The sequence below is a fragment of the Micromonospora qiuiae genome, from assembly GCF_016863555.1.
Lineage (GTDB): Bacteria > Actinomycetota > Actinomycetes > Mycobacteriales > Micromonosporaceae > Micromonospora > Micromonospora qiuiae.
The window spans coordinates 77,427-94,496 of the sequence record NZ_BOPC01000002.1 but is presented as its reverse complement, the minus strand read 5'-3'; the positions used below and the strand labels follow the sequence as shown (position 1 = coordinate 94,496).

The 17,070-nt window shown below is 70.0% G+C and carries 22 protein-coding genes; 10 read left to right on the top strand and 12 right to left on the bottom strand.

Annotated elements, in window-relative coordinates; genetic code table 11:
* Nucleotides 1-20: 20 nt before the first annotated feature.
* A complete protein-coding gene (locus Vqi01_RS00700; RefSeq protein ID WP_204031912.1) occupies nt 21-590 on the bottom strand; it encodes a TetR/AcrR family transcriptional regulator in 570 nt (189 codons plus the stop codon).
* A 104-nt stretch (nt 591-694) separates the two neighbouring features.
* Here Vqi01_RS00700 and Vqi01_RS00695 point away from each other — a divergent pair, with 104 nt between their 5' ends.
* The 3 genes from Vqi01_RS00695 to Vqi01_RS00685 all read left to right on the top strand — a co-directional run bounded on the left by Vqi01_RS00695 (nt 695) and on the right by Vqi01_RS00685 (nt 2,546).
* Nucleotides 695-1,603 (top strand): alpha/beta hydrolase family protein, encoded by a 909-nt coding sequence (locus Vqi01_RS00695; RefSeq protein ID WP_204031911.1) that lies wholly within the window; start codon nt 695-697, stop codon nt 1,601-1,603.
* Nucleotides 1,604-1,836: 233 nt separating this feature from the next.
* Nucleotides 1,837-2,145 carry a hypothetical protein gene (locus tag Vqi01_RS00690; RefSeq protein WP_239098084.1) on the top strand — a complete coding sequence of 103 codons (309 nt, stop codon included), beginning with the start codon at nt 1,837-1,839 and terminating at the stop codon, nt 2,143-2,145.
* Complete coding sequence (locus Vqi01_RS00685; protein WP_204031909.1) at nt 2,142-2,546, top strand: hypothetical protein; 405 nt, start codon at nt 2,142-2,144, stop codon at nt 2,544-2,546. Before Vqi01_RS00690 ends, Vqi01_RS00685 begins: the two co-directional genes overlap by 4 nt.
* Here the strand turns inward: Vqi01_RS00685 and Vqi01_RS00680 are convergent.
* Together Vqi01_RS00680 and Vqi01_RS00675 are read right to left on the bottom strand one after the other, a co-directional pair.
* A complete protein-coding gene (locus Vqi01_RS00680; RefSeq protein ID WP_204031908.1) occupies nt 2,520-3,134 on the bottom strand; it encodes an HD domain-containing protein in 615 nt (204 codons plus the stop codon). The two genes, Vqi01_RS00685 and Vqi01_RS00680, sit on opposite strands and share 27 nt — an antisense overlap.
* Nucleotides 3,135-3,450: 316 nt before the next feature.
* Nucleotides 3,451-4,464, bottom strand: a complete 1,014-nt coding sequence (locus tag Vqi01_RS00675; RefSeq protein WP_204031906.1) for a DMT family transporter — start codon at nt 4,462-4,464, stop codon at nt 3,451-3,453.
* An 81-nt stretch (nt 4,465-4,545) separates the two neighbouring features.
* Between Vqi01_RS00675 and Vqi01_RS00670 the strand changes: the two genes are divergently transcribed.
* Entirely contained in the window at nt 4,546-5,445 is a 900-nt protein-coding gene (locus Vqi01_RS00670; protein WP_204031904.1) for a LysR family transcriptional regulator, read from the top strand.
* 41 nt (nt 5,446-5,486) lie between these two features.
* Here Vqi01_RS00670 and Vqi01_RS00665 read toward each other — a convergent pair whose 3' ends face one another.
* Complete coding sequence (locus Vqi01_RS00665) at nt 5,487-6,098, bottom strand: GNAT family N-acetyltransferase (RefSeq protein WP_204031902.1); 612 nt, start codon at nt 6,096-6,098, stop codon at nt 5,487-5,489.
* Nucleotides 6,099-6,261: 163 nt separating this feature from the next.
* On the opposite strand from Vqi01_RS00665, the gene Vqi01_RS00660 reads away from it, so the two are divergent.
* The gene (locus Vqi01_RS00660; RefSeq protein ID WP_204031901.1) at nt 6,262-6,900 is read left to right on the top strand and encodes a hypothetical protein; all 639 of its coding nucleotides are present in this window, start codon (nt 6,262-6,264) and stop codon (nt 6,898-6,900) included.
* A 521-nt stretch (nt 6,901-7,421) separates the two neighbouring features.
* Here Vqi01_RS00660 and Vqi01_RS00655 read toward each other — a convergent pair.
* The 4 genes from Vqi01_RS00655 to Vqi01_RS00640 form a co-directional block, all read right to left on the bottom strand.
* Complete coding sequence (locus Vqi01_RS00655; protein ID WP_204031899.1) at nt 7,422-8,300, bottom strand: inositol monophosphatase family protein; 879 nt, start codon at nt 8,298-8,300, stop codon at nt 7,422-7,424.
* 136 nt (nt 8,301-8,436) lie between these two features.
* Nucleotides 8,437-8,973: a hypothetical protein gene (locus Vqi01_RS00650; protein WP_204031897.1), complete on the bottom strand. Its 537-nt coding sequence runs from the start codon at nt 8,971-8,973 to the stop codon at nt 8,437-8,439.
* Nucleotides 8,974-9,057: 84 nt separating this feature from the next.
* Complete coding sequence (locus Vqi01_RS00645) at nt 9,058-9,912, bottom strand: alpha/beta fold hydrolase (RefSeq protein ID WP_204031895.1); 855 nt, start codon at nt 9,910-9,912, stop codon at nt 9,058-9,060.
* A gap of 44 nt (nt 9,913-9,956) precedes the next feature.
* Entirely contained in the window at nt 9,957-10,202 is a 246-nt protein-coding gene (locus Vqi01_RS00640; RefSeq protein WP_372444284.1) for a DNA glycosylase AlkZ-like family protein, read from the bottom strand.
* Between the two features lie 275 nt (nt 10,203-10,477).
* Between Vqi01_RS00640 and Vqi01_RS31745 the strand changes: the two genes are divergently transcribed.
* Nucleotides 10,478-10,735, top strand: a complete 258-nt coding sequence (locus Vqi01_RS31745; protein ID WP_443673745.1) for a WCX domain-containing protein — start codon at nt 10,478-10,480, stop codon at nt 10,733-10,735.
* A gap of 47 nt (nt 10,736-10,782) precedes the next feature.
* Here the strand turns inward: Vqi01_RS31745 and Vqi01_RS00630 are convergent, their stop codons facing one another.
* The 3 genes from Vqi01_RS00630 to Vqi01_RS00620 all read right to left on the bottom strand — a co-directional run bounded on the left by Vqi01_RS00630 (nt 10,783) and on the right by Vqi01_RS00620 (nt 12,624).
* Entirely contained in the window at nt 10,783-11,787 is a 1,005-nt protein-coding gene (locus tag Vqi01_RS00630) for a hypothetical protein (RefSeq protein ID WP_204031892.1), read from the bottom strand.
* Between the two features lie 77 nt (nt 11,788-11,864).
* On the bottom strand, nt 11,865-12,362 hold the full coding sequence (locus Vqi01_RS00625; protein WP_204031890.1) for a GNAT family N-acetyltransferase: 498 nt from the start codon (nt 12,360-12,362) through the stop codon (nt 11,865-11,867).
* Nucleotides 12,363-12,375: 13 nt separating this feature from the next.
* Nucleotides 12,376-12,624 (bottom strand): hypothetical protein, encoded by a 249-nt coding sequence (locus Vqi01_RS00620; RefSeq protein ID WP_204031888.1) that lies wholly within the window; start codon nt 12,622-12,624, stop codon nt 12,376-12,378.
* Between the two features lie 236 nt (nt 12,625-12,860).
* Here Vqi01_RS00620 and argG point away from each other — a divergent pair, with 236 nt between their 5' ends.
* The 3 genes from argG (at nt 12,861) to Vqi01_RS00605 (ending at nt 16,147) form a co-directional block, all read left to right on the top strand.
* Nucleotides 12,861-14,312, top strand: coding sequence for an argininosuccinate synthase (argG, locus tag Vqi01_RS00615; protein WP_204031886.1), 1,452 nt, complete (start codon nt 12,861-12,863; stop codon nt 14,310-14,312).
* Nucleotides 14,313-14,354: 42 nt separating this feature from the next.
* Nucleotides 14,355-14,699, top strand: a complete 345-nt coding sequence (locus Vqi01_RS00610; protein ID WP_204031884.1) for a hypothetical protein — start codon at nt 14,355-14,357, stop codon at nt 14,697-14,699.
* Between the two features lie 110 nt (nt 14,700-14,809).
* A complete protein-coding gene (locus Vqi01_RS00605) occupies nt 14,810-16,147 on the top strand; it encodes a S8 family peptidase (protein ID WP_204031882.1) in 1,338 nt (445 codons plus the stop codon).
* A 71-nt stretch (nt 16,148-16,218) separates the two neighbouring features.
* Here the strand turns inward: Vqi01_RS00605 and Vqi01_RS30485 are convergent, their stop codons facing one another.
* Nucleotides 16,219-16,605 carry a zinc-binding dehydrogenase gene (locus Vqi01_RS30485; RefSeq protein ID WP_239098083.1) on the bottom strand — a complete coding sequence of 129 codons (387 nt, stop codon included), beginning with the start codon at nt 16,603-16,605 and terminating at the stop codon, nt 16,219-16,221.
* Nucleotides 16,606-16,634: 29 nt separating this feature from the next.
* Here Vqi01_RS30485 and Vqi01_RS30480 point away from each other — a divergent pair, with 29 nt between their 5' ends.
* On the top strand, nt 16,635-17,051 hold the full coding sequence (locus tag Vqi01_RS30480; protein ID WP_239098082.1) for a hypothetical protein: 417 nt from the start codon (nt 16,635-16,637) through the stop codon (nt 17,049-17,051).
* The last annotated feature ends 19 nt before the right edge of the window (nt 17,052-17,070 follow it).

The window sequence follows — 17,070 nt, the reverse complement described above, 5'->3', positions numbered from 1 at the left end:
CCGTCAACGATCATGGGGCATCACCGGGCGCTGCGACATCCGACGAGCAGGCGGGCCACCATGTCCTGCGCGTGGGCCCGCTCGTAACCCGGGCCGAGGATGCACAGATTCCCCACGGCACGCATGAGGGTGTACGCGGTCACGCTGGGGTCGATCTCGCCTGCGGACACGCCTGCGGCAATCAGCGACGCGCATGCCGGGACGAGCTTCTCGAGCATCAGCGCATGCAGCGTGATCAGGCTCGGGTCCTCCGACTGCAGGGCGACGCCGAGCCCGTGCTTGGTCACCAGGAACTCCACGAACGCCCCGATCCAGCGCGTCAGCGCCTCACCGGGCGCGATGCTTTCCCGCTGCAGCGCCGACGCCAGCGCCACACACTCCTCGATCTGATGGCGGTACACCGCGATGACCAGCTCGGCGCGGTTCGGGAAGTGGCGGTAGACCGTGCCGAGGCCCACCCCGGCCCGCCCGGCGATGTCGCGGATGGGCGCCTGCACTCCCTGCTCCACGAACACGGCCGCGGCAGCGGCGAGAAGTGCTTCGCGGTTACGGCGCACGCCTGCCTCACGTGCCCCAGGCGATTCGGTCACAGTTCCTCCCTTGCTGGCGGAACGGTGTTCCGCTAAGTTTGTGGAACAGCGTTCCGCCTGATTGTGGCAGACACCCTCCCCAGCGCAGAGGAAGCAGCAACAGCATGCACCTGCACCAGCTCGCACAGCAGATCATGGCGATCAAGCCCGTCCCCGTGCCCACCACCGGCCGCGACATCGACCTGGCGGTCAAGGTCACCGCCCCGGTGTCCGGCCACGACCTCCCAGTGATCGTGTTCTCCCACGGCAACGCCTGGTCCATGGACGGGTACGAGCCGCTCGTCGACCGGTGGGCCGCCGCCGGCTTCGTCGTCGTCCAGCCGACCCACCTCGACTCCCGCCGCCACGGCCTCGGGTTCGACGACCCGCGATTCGGCATCATCTGGCGCGTTCGGATCGCCGACCTGCATGCCGTCCTGGACAACCTCGACGACATCCTCACCCAGGCCGGGTTGGCCGGCCGTGTCGACCGGGAGCGCATCGCCGCTGTCGGGCACTCCTGGGGCGGTCAGAGCGTCGGCACCCTCCTCGGCGCCCGTGTGCTCGACGCCGACGGCACGCCAGGCGAGGACTTCTCCCATCCCTCGGTCAAGGCCGGGTCGCTTCTCGCGGCGACGGGCACCGGCGACTCGCTCACCCCGTTCGCGGTGGAGCATCTGCCGTTCATGCGGCCGGACTACTCCACGATGACCACGCCGGCCCTCGTCGTCACGGGAGGCAAGGACCAGTCGGCGTTGTCCACCCGCGGGCCGGAGTGGTTCACCGACGCCTACCACCTCAGCCCCGCGCCCAAGAGCCTGTTCACCATCACCGACGGTGAACACACCCTCGGTGGAATCGCCGGCGAGCAGGTCGCCGAGACCAGCGACGAGGATCCCGCCCGCGTAGCCCTGGTCGCCGACGCGGTCTCCGCCTATCTCTTCGACACCTTCGACCTCGACGGCACGGCATGGAAAGCTCTTACCGAAAGCGCCGCGGCCAGCGACGGCGCCTACCGCGTCGAGCACAAGTGAGCCCTGGTGCCCGCCGGGCCGGAGCGCACCCACCCCGGCCCGGCGGGCGGGACCGCATCGAGTTGCCGGCGGAGACAGCGGCGATCGTGGCGCTCTAGACGTGCGGTGTTCTCGGCTGATCGGCGCGAAAGGGCCTCCACGGGCCAACGCAGCGGCCCGTAACGCATTTCAGGTTCATTCGCTACGGCGTGTGTTGGCAGGGCGGCCGGGTCATACCGAGTTACTATCCTGGTATGACCGAGCGGTTCCGTAAGCTGTCGATCTCCGTGCCCGAGGATGTGGCCGAACGGCTGGAACGGGAGAGCAACACCAGCGCCTTCCTCGTCGACACCGTCCGCGCCCGCATGCGGCTTGAAAACCTCACCACCATGCACGAGGAATTCGGCATCACGGTCACCCCCGAGGGGGTGGCCCGCGCCCGTGCCCGTCGCGCCGCCGTGGAAGCCGAGTGGACCCCGGAACGGCGGGCCGCCGTCCGGGAACGTGCCCGCCAAGGAGCGCGTGACAAGGGCATCACCTCCGCGCGTCCATCGGCCGCATGAGTGAACGCGACGAGCCGCCGGTGCGGCTCATCCTCGACCGGTCCGCGCTTCGTGCCTACGTCGCCGGCTCGATGCACGTCGCCGAGCCGATCCACGAGGTCACCGAGGACGGCGTGCGGTTCGGCATACCGTCCGTCGTCGCGGCCGAGACCCTCGCGACCACCACCGACACCACCGAGCGGGCGCTCCTGAAGGCCCTCTTCGAGCGCGAAGCGTGTGCCATGCTGTCGACCCGGGGTGACGACTGGCTGGAACTGTCGCACTGGCGGGACATGACCGGCCGCCTCGACTGCGCCGCCGCCCTGCTGGCCGCCTTGGAACACGAGGCATCTCTGCTCACCAGCGACCTCAAGGCGTACGGCGACGACGGCTACCTACCGTTGATTTACTTCCCCGCGTGACCGAGCGGGACCGGCGGAACTTGCAGGGGTGAGCCAGGCGAGGGGTTGTCCGGTGAGGGCGGCGTCGGCGAGGCGTTGGGCGGATGCGGTCTTGAGGGCGGCGCGGGAGCTGTCGATCCAGCGTTGGACGTTGTCGATGCCCTGGTGGCGGTATTCGACGGCTTGGACGAGGCATTCGAGCTTGTCGGCGTCGCGGGCCACGATGGCTTCGAGGCTTTCGCCGGCCTCGTACTCGACGACGGCGGCGGTGATGACGTCGGCCACGGCGGATGGGCAGGCGGCGACCTGATCGGCGGTGACCGTGGTGTTGGGGACGGCGGTGAGGTAGCGCTTGGCGATGTGCGGGATGTCGGTGATTCGGGTTTCCTGGGTGTCGTGCAGGACGCAGAGCATGGACACCCGGGCAGGGTCTGCGCCTTCCATAGCGGCGAGCATCATGCCGATGAGCGCGGTGCGGAACGAGTGCTCGGCGATCGACTCGGGGTGCTTGACACCGGCGAACCACCAGCCGGTGCGGGCTGCGCGCTTGAGTACGCCTGCTTCGAAAATGAAGCTTATGGCGCCTGCGGCCTCGTGGTCGTCGCTCATTTGCCCATCCCTTCTAGCCGGTGCTTCCGTCTCCTCCTAGGCAGATAGACGATAGACGTCGGTTCTTGACGGGGCTGCTCGAACTTTGGCGTTGCTCACGCGACTCCTAACGGCAACGGGCGGGGTAGCGTCCAACTTGTGGCCCCGATTGGCTGATGCCAGCCAATGACGGGTGGCGGCGGCTGCCGGCCGAGTATCGGGGTGCCTACCTGGTGGACGCCGCGCGGGCGCCTCCTCGGCGAGCTTGCCGGGGTCGACCTGTACCGCCCGGCGTGGCCCGCCTGGCCACCCTCGTCGGCCTCACCCGCTGACCCCGTCAGCGGCGCGTCGCGAGCACCACGCCGGTCAGGCAGAGCGCGCCGCCCAGCAGGGCCAGCGGTGCCGGCACCTCGCCCAGCAGCGCCCAGGACAGCAGGACGGTCACCGGCGGGACCAGGTAGGTGGCGGCGGTGGTGCGGCCGGCCGTCCAGCGGGACAGCACGTAACCCCAGGTGAGGAAGCCGATGGCGGTCGGGAATACGCCCAGGAACAGCACGCCCAGGGTGGCTGGCAGCGGGGCCGCGGCGAGTTCTTTCAGCAGCGTGGGGGCGAACGGCAGCAGGGCCGCCGTCCCGGCCAGCGCGCCGAGCCAGGTCATCGGCACGGCGTCGATCCGCGTCAGGAGGCGTTTCTGAAGGAGTACGGCGAAGGCGTACAGCATCGCGGACACCACCGCCAGCGCGACGCCGAGCCTGTCGGCGTGCCCGGTGAAACCACCTGCCGCGATCAGCGCCACGCCCAGGAAGGCGACCGCCACCCCGACACCGAGCCGACCGGTGAGCCGCTCGCCCAGGACGACAACTGCGGCCACCGCGACGAGGATGGGTGCGACCGCCACGAGTAGCGCCGCCGTCCCGGCGTCGACCAGCCGCTCGGCGGCGTTGAGCGCCAGGTTGTACCCGCCGAACCAGGCCACGCCCCAGAGCACGACCAGTCCCAGCGTTCCGCCGCGAGGCAGGGCCGCCCGGCGGGGCATCAAATCGCCGTGCCTTCGCAGGGCGTGCGGCGCTCGGGCCCGCCGGAGGCCGGCGGTGAACGCGACGAACACGCTCAGCGCGGCGGAGGCCGTCACCATGCGCCCCAGCGCCATGGCGCCGGGGGAATAGTCGTGCCCGGCGAAACGGATGCCGACGAACGCGGAGGCCCACAGGAGGACCGTGGTCGCGGCGGCGGCGACAATCGGCCAGGACCGAGGCCGCTCCTCCTCGCCCCGGGCGTACGCCGCGGTGACGGTGTCCTCCCGGAGGGCCCTGGTCGGGGCGGTGGGCCCGGTGATCGACGGACTGCTCATGGGGTGATTCTCGGCAGACCGATCGTTCAGCACCAGTGATTGTTTCTTCACGACTGTTCAGTCAGGCTTTATCGTTGTGCCGTGCTCGACGTTCACCGCCTTCGGGTCTTCCGTTCCGTCGTGGCGTCCGGGTCGGTCCAGGCCGCCGCCGCCAACCTCGGCTACACCCCCTCCGCCGTCAGTCAGCACCTCACCGCGTTACAGCGCGAGACGGGCCTCACCCTCCTCGCCCGAGCGGGGCGGGGCCTGCGGCCCACAGCCGCCGGGCACGCTCTCGCCGCCGAAGCTGATCGGGTGCTCGCCCGGGTCGGTGCGGCCGAATCGCTCATCGCGGACCTGCGCACCGGCCGTACCGGCGCACTGTCCATCGCGTACTTCGCGTCGGTGGGTGCGGCGTGGATGCCGCTCGTGGTGCGACGCATCCTCACCGAACTCCCCGGCGTGCGGCTCGACCTGCAACTGCGCGAACACATCCCGGACAGCCGGGAGGAACGCGCCGACGTCCAGGTGGTCGTGGCGGGCAGCGGCTTCGACCCCGGATCGGGCTTCACCGCCCACCACCTCCTCGACGACCCGTACGTCGCCGTGGTGCCGGCCGGGCACCGCCTCGCCGACCAGCAGGAGACGGACCTGGCCGACCTCGCCGACGAGCGCTGGATCGACAACGACATCGCCCGCGGCTGGTGCCGCGCCAACCTCCTCGAAGCCTGCACCGCCGCCGGTTTCAGCCCGGCCTTCCGCGTCGAGGCGCACGACTATCGGACGGCGCTCGCCTTCGTCGCCGCCGGCATCGGCCTCACGGTGCTCCCTGCGCTCGGCGCGGCAGATGTGCCGGATGGCGTGACACGCGTCAGACTGGTCCGCCCGACGCCGACCCGGTCGATCCATGTGGTGGTGCACGACGCGGTCGAGCACACACCGGCGGCGCGGATGGCGGTCGCCGCGTTGCGGGACGCCGCCCACCCCGCGCATGCACGGTAGGACGGTGACGGGTCAGCGGTGCTGCCGGCGGGCTGCCGTGCTCACCCGTGCCGGAGGGTCTGCCACTCTTCTCGGGTCATCGCGTACTCGACCTCACCGTGTTCCGTTCCGGGTAGCGGATCATCCCAGGACGGGTGGAAGGTGCGGGCGTAACGCAGGCCGACGGACTCCATCACCCGGCGGGATCCGATGTTCACGGCCATGGTCTGCGCGATGACCCGGCGCTGGCCGACCGTGTCGAAGGCGTGCCGCAGCAGTTCCCGGGAAGCTTCGCTGGCCAGGCCCTTGCGCCAGTGCCGCCGGAGGAGCCGGTAACCCAGCTCGGCGACGCTCGGGTCGTCCGGCTGGTCGGGGCCATGTGCCGGCGGAAGCATCATCAGCCCGACGAACTCGCCGTCCTCCTCGGTCGCCGGGGGTGTCGAGCCGCGCACCCCGGCGTCGGTGCCGAACGCCATCCAGTAGCCCAGGCCGTCCACCTTGCCGGCCAGCGCGATCCGGTTCGCATGCGAGACGACCACCTCGTCCCTGGTGCGGGCCCGGCCGTAGAGGTATCGCAGCACCTCCGGGTCGGAGTCCAGTTGGACCTCCAGATCGAGGTGCCGATCGGCGAGCGGGACCAGCAACAGAGCGGTACGCAGGACCGGTTGAGACATCGGGCCACGATCGCACGACCCTCTCCCGCGCGGCGACCAGATTGTCGCCGAGGGCCTGGCGTGGCCGCGTCCCGGATCGGCGCGAGTGCGCTCGATTCAGCGGCCGGCGCGTTTCCAGGCGCGGTAGAACTCCTTGTAGAGGAATCGCTGGACCGGCGTGCCCGTGGGAGACCTGTTTGCCGATCGCTCGTGCTCCGATCCACATGCCGGCGACCTTGGGTACGCCGGGCACCGACTCGGTCACCGAGGCCACCCCGTTGACCAGTTCCTGCTCCACCGGCGAGAGGGCGACCTTGCGCAGCCCGAGTCGTTCCAGCAGTTGCCGTTTCGCCCCGTTGATGTCGCGGGCGAGACGGAGGTAGTCCTCGTCGGTGACGCAGCGGGCAACGGCGGCGCGCAGGTCGGCGGCCTTGTCGCGGTACTCGGCGATGCGGGCGACAACCAGGTCTACCCAGTCGCGTTCGCCCATCCGGCCGGTTTCGCCTGCCTGCCAGAGCCGGCCACCGAGCAGCGGCAGTTCGAGTTCGAGAAGCTGTACCCGGTGCGTGTCGCTGTCATCGGCAGCTGTGACGAGGGACTCATGGATGCCCCGGATGGCCCTGATGACGTCGAGCACCACTGTCTCGGTCGCGCCCTCTGTGGAGAGGTCGAAGGTCAGCAGGAAATCGCGCCGGACGGGGTGGGCCTGGTAGGAGAGGCGGGTGGCATCCGCTCGTGCCTGATACTTCAGTCCACGCGCCAGGATCGCCGCAACGTAGACCTCCTCGCCAGGGGGCGCCATGGATTGCAGTGGGCCACGTAGCACGATCGAGGCCGCTCGCGCCCAAGCGCCGAATGGGTCATCTTCGACCCCGTCAGGGGTGGCGATGCGATCCGCGTGATGCCCCGCAACGCGTACGTTGGCCGCCTGAAAGGCACACCAGCCGTGAATGCGTTTCGACAGCGAGTTGCGTTGATCAGGTAGGACGTCGTCGCAGGCGACGGCCTGCCCGATGAACTGTCCGAGGACCTTGTGACCCCGCCAGCTCTGCAATTCGTGTAGTGCCGCCTCTTCCGCGGCCCGCACCCGGCTCGTCTCGCCGGCATCCAACTGCAACGGATGCAGTAGGCCCGCACCGGCCAACGCGCGAAGGAGATACGGCTTGCCGCCGAAGTCGGCGACCGAGGGGTGGGCGAGCACCGGATGGGCTATCCACACCCGTTCCATGAAGATCAGGGACTGGATCAGCTCGACAAACGCTTGGCGGGCGAACGGATCGTCTGGCCGAGTAGCGCGGTTCTGCGCAACGACGAAATCCTCGGCACTGATGATCGACGTGACGTCTACGAGGACTTCGGTGTTCCGGTGTGGGAGTCCCGGGCTAGCTCCACGAACCACTTGACGGCCTCCGGGCGACCCATCACGGTGCTGGCGAAAGTCGGCTCTGGCTGGGCGAGTGTTTCCATGGACACGGGCAGGTGCCGGGCCCCATTCACGTTTGCGGACATTAGACCGACGATTTCACCGAGGCACAACCCCGCGAGACCGTCCCAGACCTTTTGTCGAGGACGGTAGAAAAGGTCGAAACGGGGTGTGTCGGCCGCGAAGTCGGTGAGGTCCAGGGCGGTACGCAGCATGTCCAACGTCTGTGACGTGGTCCGCGTCTTCAGGTTGTAGCCGGCAGTGACCATGGCGGTCTCGTGCGGCGGGGCTTCAGAACGAGCGCTGCGGGTCAGGGATGCGACACGAGAGGGTTCATTGTTGTACGCCGCCGGTCTGCCATTGACGGCGATCGTGTGATCAGCCCCGGAGGCGACCACCACGATCGGTGTGCGGTCGGCTCCCAACTCGGGCGCGACGATGAGTGCGGCGACGGGCTCCCGTCGCTCCAGCAGGCAGACGACGGAGCAGAACTCGGCGCTGCGCGGATTGACGAACTCGGCCGTGCCGTCGATCGGGTCGATCACCCAGATCCGCTCGGGTTCCTCATCCAGACCGGGCCGCCAGGTGCCGCTGCCCGACTCTTCCGCCAGCACCCGAGCAGCGGGGTCCACGGCCCGGATCCGGTTGATAATCATCTCTTCGATCGCGAGGTCGGCCTCGGTGAGCAGCGTGTGGTCGGCTTTCTCCCGCACATCCAACGCGGCCACCCGGGACCGGTAAGCCGTGAGCACGCCCAGCAGTTCCGTCGTCAGGTCGGACCACAGCTTGCCAAGATCCATCGACTCGACTCTCCTCGCGACCGGTCAGCAGCGCCCTCTCGATCGATCGACCTATCATCCCACCATGGCGGGTCATCCGGCACCCGCCGGCTTGGCCACGCTGGTCGGCCTCACTCGATGAGAGACTTCTGCTGACCTATTCCACCTCCAGCGCACCGCGCGCGACGGTGACGAACGCGTCGCGCCGCTCGGCCCGGCGCCGGATCATGGCAAGGTGCTCGGTACGGTGCCGGGCCGCCAGCGAGTTGGTGTCCGTGGTCTCCTCCCGCTGAAGCCGGCGCTGCTGGGCGTACTCCTCGTTGACGCTGCGCACGGTGAGCCCGGCGGCCTCGGCCACCCCGGCCGGACCGGCCAGCAGCACCAGGTTGTACGCCTCGTCGAGCGCGCGCAGTGCCGGGTACGGCGCGTCCTCGCCCGGTGCGGTGTCCGCCCCGACCCACCCGGTGTCCAACGCCCGGTACGCGCGGTCGCAGGCAGCCAGGAAACTCACGTACGTGTCCCGTCGTGCCTGGTGCCGGCGGAGCGTACGCTGCTCGGCACGCTCCTCCCGAGCGGCCGCGAGTTGCCCGGCGACCTGCCGGCGCACGGTGAGCGCGGTGACCAGCCCGGTGAGCCCGGCGGCCGTCAGCGTGGACAGCGACGTAATCAGCGCGATGGCGACAGTTTCTCGCATGCCGCTCATCATCGTCGGACCGATCCAGTCGAACCCGTAACACGATTGCGGCACGGGCACCCCGGCTCGCTTGCTGCCCGTGAGCTATTTTGCCGGCTGATGGCCGGCCAGGTAACCCTGCACGGCGGTCACGAAGGCGGCCGGATGGTCCACCCATGGGAAGTGTCCGGCTTCCGGCAGCAACCCGAGGTCGGCCTCGTCGAGAAGGTCGGCTAGCTGGCGGACGGCCGTGCACGTCGGCCAGATGTCGTACTCACCAGCGATCAGCAGCACCGGCACCGGCAATTCCGCAAGCCGCTTCGGCAGCGCGGGATCCGGGTCGAAGCCGGCGTAGAAGCCGTCCGTCGCCGGCTGGAAGAACTGGGCCGGCTCGGCGGCTGCCTGCGCCTGGGCGGCGGCGTTCCACCGGCCGTACAGCAGTGGCGCCGACAGCCAGCGATACCGCTCCAGTTCCTGGGGTGTGGTGGCCTCGGCGCGTAGGGCGGCGACCGCATCGGCGTACCAGGGCTCGTGTGCCCGCCGGGTCAGCACCGCGTCAACGTCCAGGTCAGACCGAATGCCGACGACGCGCAGGGACGGCGCGACGAGCACGAGGCGATCGACCCGGTGCGGATGCTCGGCCGCGTAAAGCAGACAGGTCCCGCCGCTGGCCGAGTGCCCGAACAGATCCATCCGCTCCAGCCCGAGGTGTGCGCGGAACGCCTCAACGTCCTGTACCAGCCGGTCAACCCGGTACGTGGTGGCATCCTGCGGTGCTTGCGACCCGCCGGTCCCACGATTGTCCAGCAAGAACAGCGTCCGATGATCGCTGAGAGCGCCCAACTCGCCAAGATACTCGGCGGCCTGACCGGGACCACCGGGAACGCACACCAGTGGTTGTCCGGAGCCAACCACCCGATAGGCCAGTTCCGTGCCGTCCCAAGAGCGAAAACGCCTCATGCAGTCCGAGTTTGCCACGGCCTCCGTTCGCTTATGGGCCGCCACTAGGTGCTGCCGGGTGGGAAGTGCTTGTCCATGGAGTACGTATGCCACCGGTCCAGCAGCTCCCGGCCGCGCTCGTCGCGAAAGGCGACGAGCTGTTCGCGTATCGCGGCCACCGCCCCGCGTAGCCCGGTGAGGCCGCACCAGGCGCGCAGGTCGGCCGTGTCGGCCGGACCGAACGCGGCCAGATAGCGGCGGACCAGCGTTTCACCCACCGGATCGGAGCCGGCGTTCCGTCTCCGCTCCACCTGGGGACGACGACGGTACGCCCCAGCCGCGCCGGGTGAAGCCCCACCACATCGTGACGTGGGGCGGATGCTGGTACCTCGTCGCCTGGGATCTCGACCGCGGCGACTGGCGCGCCTTCCGTGCCGATCGGATCACCCCGCACGGCCCCACCGGGCCTCGCTTCGCCCCGCGCCAAGTACCCGGGGGTGCCGTGGCCCACTTCGTCACCAGCAGATTCCGCGGCTTCGACTGGCCCTGTCGGGGGAGGCGATCCTCGAACTCCCCGCCGCCAGGGGTGTCACCGTTCATTCACGACGGCGTGGTCGAGGAACTCGGCCCGCAACGCTGCCGGCTGACCCTCGGCTCGTGGTCGTGGTCGTGGTCGTGGCCGGGCCTGGCCGCCGCCGTCGGTAGGTTCGACGCCGATATCCACGTCATCGGGCCACCCGAGCTCCGGGCCGCCTTCGCGCAGTTGGCCCGCCGCTACGCCGACGCCGCAGCCGACGCCGGCCCCGAGGACGCCGACGCCGCAGCCGACGCTGGCCGCGAGTGACGCGGACCGGCGAAGCGGGCTGCGGCGCGGGACGAAGGGGCCGTCGGTCACGCCCAGGGGGCGGTCGGATACCAGGGGATGATCTCCCGGCGAGCGAGCAGGCGGACGTCCCAGTAGAGGAACGTGAAGGCACCTGCGACGAGGAACGCCACCGCGATGGTCGCCGCCAAGCGGCTCGGGCGGGCGGCGAACCAGGTCTGCAGCCGGCTGCCGGCGAACCACGCGAGCAGCAGGAACAGCACCGCCATGATGACGATGTTGCCGATCGACTGGAGGCTGAACGCGGCCGCGCCGTACAGCGGGTTGCCGCTCTCCGCGGCGTCGCGGAACATCTGGCGGAACAGCGGGAACGGCCGTCCGATCAGGAAGCCGGCGATGAGCACACCCATGAAGATCAGCGGGGCGTTGGGAAACCGGCGGGAGATCCGGGCAAACGGATCCGGCACCACTTTCAGCGCGGCCAGCCCCAGGTAGAGCATGATCAGCCCGATGGCGCCGAAGACCACCATGGACTGGATGCTGCGCGGCGACAGCGAGCCGGGAGTGTTCGGGGCGGTGGAGAACTGCGGCATGGACGTGCCGACCAGGCCGACGATCGCGCCGTAGAGGGCGGAGACCGCGATCATGCCGACCGCCATCCAGCCCAGCGGGCGCAGCGGTGCCAGGAATCGGCCCAGCCGGCTGCCGGACGTACCGGCCAGGGGGGCGAGGGCGCCGAAGGCGGCGACGTTGCAGGCGGTGAAGGTGCCGGCAACTCCCGAGACGAACGCGAAGATCACGCCCGCCACAACCCCGCTGATCGGAGTCTGCTTGGCGTCGTGGCCGAGCAGCGTGTTGGCGACGTTGTCACCGATGGTCTGATCGACGAATTCCGCCGACCAGACGACGGTGAGCAGGAACCCGCCCAGCACGCTGAGCAGGATGATCAGCCCGCGTCGGCGTGGCGCGTGCCCGACGACGAACAGGGAGGTGGAGCGGGGCTCGGGCGGTAGCCGAACCTCAACCTCCTCAACGGCGGATGGATGGCTGGCGTGTCGCTCGGTCTGGGTCACGGAAACGCTCCTCGGCATCACGGAGGGTGAAATTTGACGATGACTGATCGAGTGGGGCTGCTTTTCTCTCTACTTGCTCAATCGGTGCCCAATCCGATGCCGGTTCCCGTTCGATTTCCGGGCGTACTGATCCGGGCGCTGATCTGGACGCCGAGTTCGCGGAATCCGAGCGCCCGCGCCACCCGCCGCGACGGTTCCGGCCGAGCCCGCCACTGGGGCAGCAGTTGGTTGTCCAGGCCCTCCGCCACGGCAGCGCTGGCGACGACCCGGGCGAAACCGCGCCCGCGCCGGTCCGGCGCCGTCAGCACACTGAGGTGCGCCACCCGTTCCGGCCAGTGCCGGTAACCCGCCGCCGCCACCACGCGGCTCCCCGCGCGGACGACGAACGCCGGGGAGGTGATCTCGGCCAGCCCGCACTCCGCGGCGTCCTCGACCGGGACGGAGGCCAGGAGGTCGGCGATCTCCGGGTGATCGGCGGGCACCCTTTCCGAAGCGCCCTTCTCGTACGACCGGAAGGCGCGCTCGTCGCAGTAGGCGACCGTCGCGAGCCCGAGAACCTCCTCGACGGGCAGCACTGCTGCCAGCTGTTCAGGGTCGGTCAGCGCTGCGACGGGGAAATCGTCGAGCCGCCTCCCGGACGACTGCCTCCAGGCCCTCCGTCGGCACGGTGCTGATCGCCACCCCACCCAGGGCGACGATCCCGATCCAGCCCGACGGGCAGATCAGCGATTCCGCCGGCACCGCCACGTCGGTGCCCCGGATGGGAAATGTCCTCGGTACACCCGCCAACTCGACCCACAAACGTCGTGCCCGCGCCAGCAACAGATCAACAGTCATGACGGCATCCTGTCGCCCGCGGTCTTCGCCGGCCACGGGCTTTGGCGGCGGCGCTGCCCGCAGCCGCGCTCCCCGACCACGGCGCTCTACGCGATCAGGAACCTGCATGGCGATACGGACCGCGATGCCCGGGAGTTGTTAGGAGGGGGCCCTTCCAATACACGAGGCGTTAATAAGGGGCCCTTCCTTTCAGCGGCGAGTTGCATGGGTATGCGGGGTGGTGCATACTCTTCCTTGTGTCCAAGGTTCTGACCTCCCTGCCCACCGGTGAACGTGTCGGCATCGCCTTCTCCGGCGGCCTCGACACCTCGGTCGCGGTCGCGTGGATGCGCGACAAGGGTGCCGTGCCCTGTGCGTACACCGCCGACATCGGCCAGTACGACGAGCCCGACATCGCCTCGGTGCCCGGTCGCGCGCTCAACTACGGCGCGGAGCTGGCCCGGCTGGTGGACTGCCGGGCCGCCCTGGTCGAGGAAGGGCTGGCAGCGTTGACCTGCGGCGCCTTCCACATCCGGTCGGGCGGGCGGGTGTACTTCAACACCACCCCGCTGGGGCGGGCGGTCACCGGGACGCTGCTGGTGCGGGCGATGATCGAGGACGACGTCCAGATCTGGGGCGACGGCTCGACCTTCAAGGGCAACGACATCGAGCGGTTCTACCGCTACGGGCTGCTGGCCAACCCGCAGCTACGGATCTACAAGCCGTGGCTGGACACCAGCTTCGTCACCGAGCTGGGTGGGCGTAAGGAGATGTCGGAGTGGCTGCTCGAGCGCGGCCTGCCGTACCGGGACAGCACCGAGAAGGCGTACTCCACCGACGCCAACATCTGGGGCGCCACGCATGAGGCGAAGACCCTGGAGCACCTGGACACCGGTGTCGAGACGGTCAACCCGATCATGGGCGTCCGGTTCTGGGACCTGTCGGTGGAGATCCCCACCGAGGACGTCACCATCGGCTTCGACCAGGGCCGCCCGGTGACGATCAACGGTAAGGAGTTCGCCAGCGCGGTCGACCTGGTGCTGGAGGCCAACGCCATCGGCGGCCGGCACGGCCTGGGCATGTCCGACCAGATCGAGAACCGGATCATCGAGGCCAAGAGCCGGGGCATCTACGAGGCGCCCGGCATGGCGCTGCTGCACGCCGCGTACGAGCGGCTGGTCAACGCCATCCACAACGAGGACACCCTGGCCAACTACCACAACGAGGGCCGCCGCCTGGGCCGGCTGATGTACGAGGGCCGCTGGCTGGACCCGCAGGCGCTGATGTTGCGCGAGTCGTTGCAGCGCTGGGTCGGTACCGCGATCACCGGTGAGGTGACGCTGCGGCTGCGCCGGGGCGAGGACTACTCGATCCTGGACACCACCGGCCCGGCGTTCAGCTACCACCCGGACAAGCTGTCGATGGAGCGTACCGAGGACTCGGCCTTCGGCCCGTCCGACCGGATCGGCCAGCTCACCATGCGCAACCTGGACATCGCCGACTCCCGTGCGAAGCTGGAGCAGTACGCGAGCCTCGGCATGGTCGGCGGCGGCACCCCGCAGCGGGTGGTCGGTGCCGCCCAGGCGGCCTCGACCGGGCTGATCGGCGCGATGCCGCAGGGCGGCGCCGAGGCGATCGCCTCCCGGGGCGTGGCCCCGGCGGAGGACGAGGCGCTCGACCGCGCCGCCATGGAGTTCGGCGTCGACTGATCGGGCGCGGTCTGCCGGGAACCGGCCAATACACTGACCGGCATGAGTGGAGCCTCCGGCTCGGGTGGGTCCGGGCGCGTTGGTTCCTGGCTCGGGATCGCCGCCGCCGTCGGCGTCGCGGTGCTCGCCTGGGCGGGCTACTGGTGGCTGGCCGTGCCCCGCTACGACCTGTGCGCGGCGGTGCTGCCCGCCCCCGCGGGCTGCCGGAGCGCCGACCGGGTGCCCACCGCGACCCTCTGGACGGCGATCGTCGCGGCGCTCCTCCTGGCCACGGCCACCCTCGCCGTCGTCCGCCCGAGCGGTCGCTGGTGGCCCTTCGCGGTGGGGATGGCCACGCTGGCCGTCACGGCGCTGTGGGGCTTCCGGACGGTGCTCTACGCATTCTGACCGGGTCGGCGAGATGGGTCGCAGCCCGATAACATCCCCGATGATCAATGGCTCCCGTTCAGCAGCGGAACAGCGGGGACCGCAACGGGGGTCGGTCGGAAGGGCAGCAGATGCGGTTACCGCAGGTCAACTCGTACGGGCAGGTCACCTCGCGACGGCTCGCCGCGGCGGCGGTGGCCGTCGCGGTCGCGATGGCGTCGCTGGTCGGCGTCGCCGCACCCGCGGCAGCGGAGCCCGCCACGATCGTCGGCGCCGGCGAGCCGAGCGCGCTGCCGGGCAGCTACATCGTGGTGCTGAAGGACAGTGTCGTGCTCAGCGGCAGCGGCGTGCTGGCGCGGGACGGCCAAATGCCGCGAGGCGTCATGTCCGCATCGGCTCGTCGCGCGTCCGCCGAAGCGGTGGAGCGGGCGGCGCGAGCGCTGGTCGGCCGGCACGGCGGCACGGTCGAGCACCGCTACGCAACCGCCCTGCGTGGCTTCACCATCCGGACCAGCGAGGAAGCGGCCAGGCGTATCGCTGCCGAGGAGTCGGTGGCCTTCGTCGAGCAGAACCGCCGGGTACGGTTGGCGGACACCGCTTCCTTCGCCACCCCGTCGGGTACGCAGCCGAACCCGCCGTCGTGGGGACTGGACCGGGTCGATCAGCGCCACCTGCCGTTGGACAACTCCTTCCGCTACCCGTCCTCGGGTGGCCAGGGCGTGCACGCGTACGTCATCGACTCCGGTATCCGTTTCACCCACGAGGACTTCGGCGGTCGGGTCGTCAACGGCATCGATGTGGTGGACGGCGGGACCGCGGACGACTGCTACGGACACGGCAGCCACGTCGCTGGCACGCTGGGGGGCGCGACGTACGGGGTGGCCAAGAACGTCACCCTGGTCGCGGTGCGTGTCTGGGCGTGTGATGCCACCGGTGACATCGCCACGACCACCCAGGCGATCGACTGGGTCACCGCGAACGCGCAGCGTCCCGCCGTGGCCAACATGAGCTTCGGCCGGGCGATCTCGCTGAGCCCCGGCGCCTACGAGGCCGCGACCACCGGGTTGATCAACTCGGGCGTGACCGTGGTCGCCTCCGCCGGCAACGACGCCGGCGATGCCTGCTCGAAGACGCCGGCCTTCATTCCGGCGGCGCTCACCGTCGGGTCGACCTGGCCGGACGACGGTGCCGCCTGGCTGAGCAACCACGGCCCGTGCGTGGACCTGTTCGCGCCCGGACAGAGCATCGTCTCGGCAAGCCACGTCAGCGACACCGCGGTGGCGACGATGACCGGTACCTCGATGGCCGCGCCGCACGTGGCCGGTGCCGCCGCCCTGATCCTCGCCGCGAATCCGACCTGGACGCCGGCCCAGGTGCACGCCCGGGTGCTGGCGGACACGACACCAGGAGTGGTCTTCAACACCCGGCCCAACACCACCGACCGGATGTTGTACGTGCCTTCCTCCTAAAGACCGGTGCGGTCCCACCCGGTGACGGCCGGGTGGGACCGCCAGGCCGCTGCGGCCCACCGGGTCAGTCGTCAACTTCGACCACTGTTTCGGCAACGCCACCAATGTGGATCGACGGTGATGACGACCTTGCCGGCCGGGCGCCCGTCGGCGAAGTGGCGCAGCGCGTCCACCGTTTCCGCGAGTGGATAGCTGCGGTCGACCGGTGGGGTCAGCGCACCGGACCCGAGGAGGTCACCCAACTCGTCGAGATCCTCGGTGCGTTCCATGGCGCTGACGGCGCGCAGCCGTTGGCCGACGACTGCCGACAGCAGCGGCGCCCCGAGCATCTGTCGGCCGTAGCCGCCGAGCAGCCGACCCCTGGTCCAGTCGCCGCCGACCAGCGCCAGCGTCCCGTGCGGGGTGAGCGCGCGCCGCAGCAGCGACAGTGGACGGTCACCGCCGGTGTCGATGACCACATCGCGTTGCCCAGGAGGCCCTGGAGCAGGTGCAGCGCAAGCTGGACAGCGCCTCGGGCTGGTCGACCTACGACACCTTCTTCGGCGGCGGGATGATGGCCAGCGCGATGAAACACTCCCGCCTGGACGACGCGGCGCAGGCCGCCGCCCGCGCCGAGCGGTGCCTCGCCGCGCTGCGCACCGAACTCGCCGACGTGCCGGGCATCGACGTGATCGCGCCACGGCTGGCCGTCGGCGGCCTGACCCGGTTCGTCGACATCTGGTTCGACAACATCTTCACCGATTTGGCGGTACGGGAACGGATCACGCAGGCCGTGCACCACGTCGAGCAGTGCCGGCGGTTGGTGAGCGACGTACGGGTCCGGCTGGCGCAGCGGGCCGCCCGGGACCCCGCCACCCTCAGCGCGATCGAGAACGAGCGCAAGCACCTGCTGGCCAGCGGGTGACCGTCGGTCCGGGTGGGCG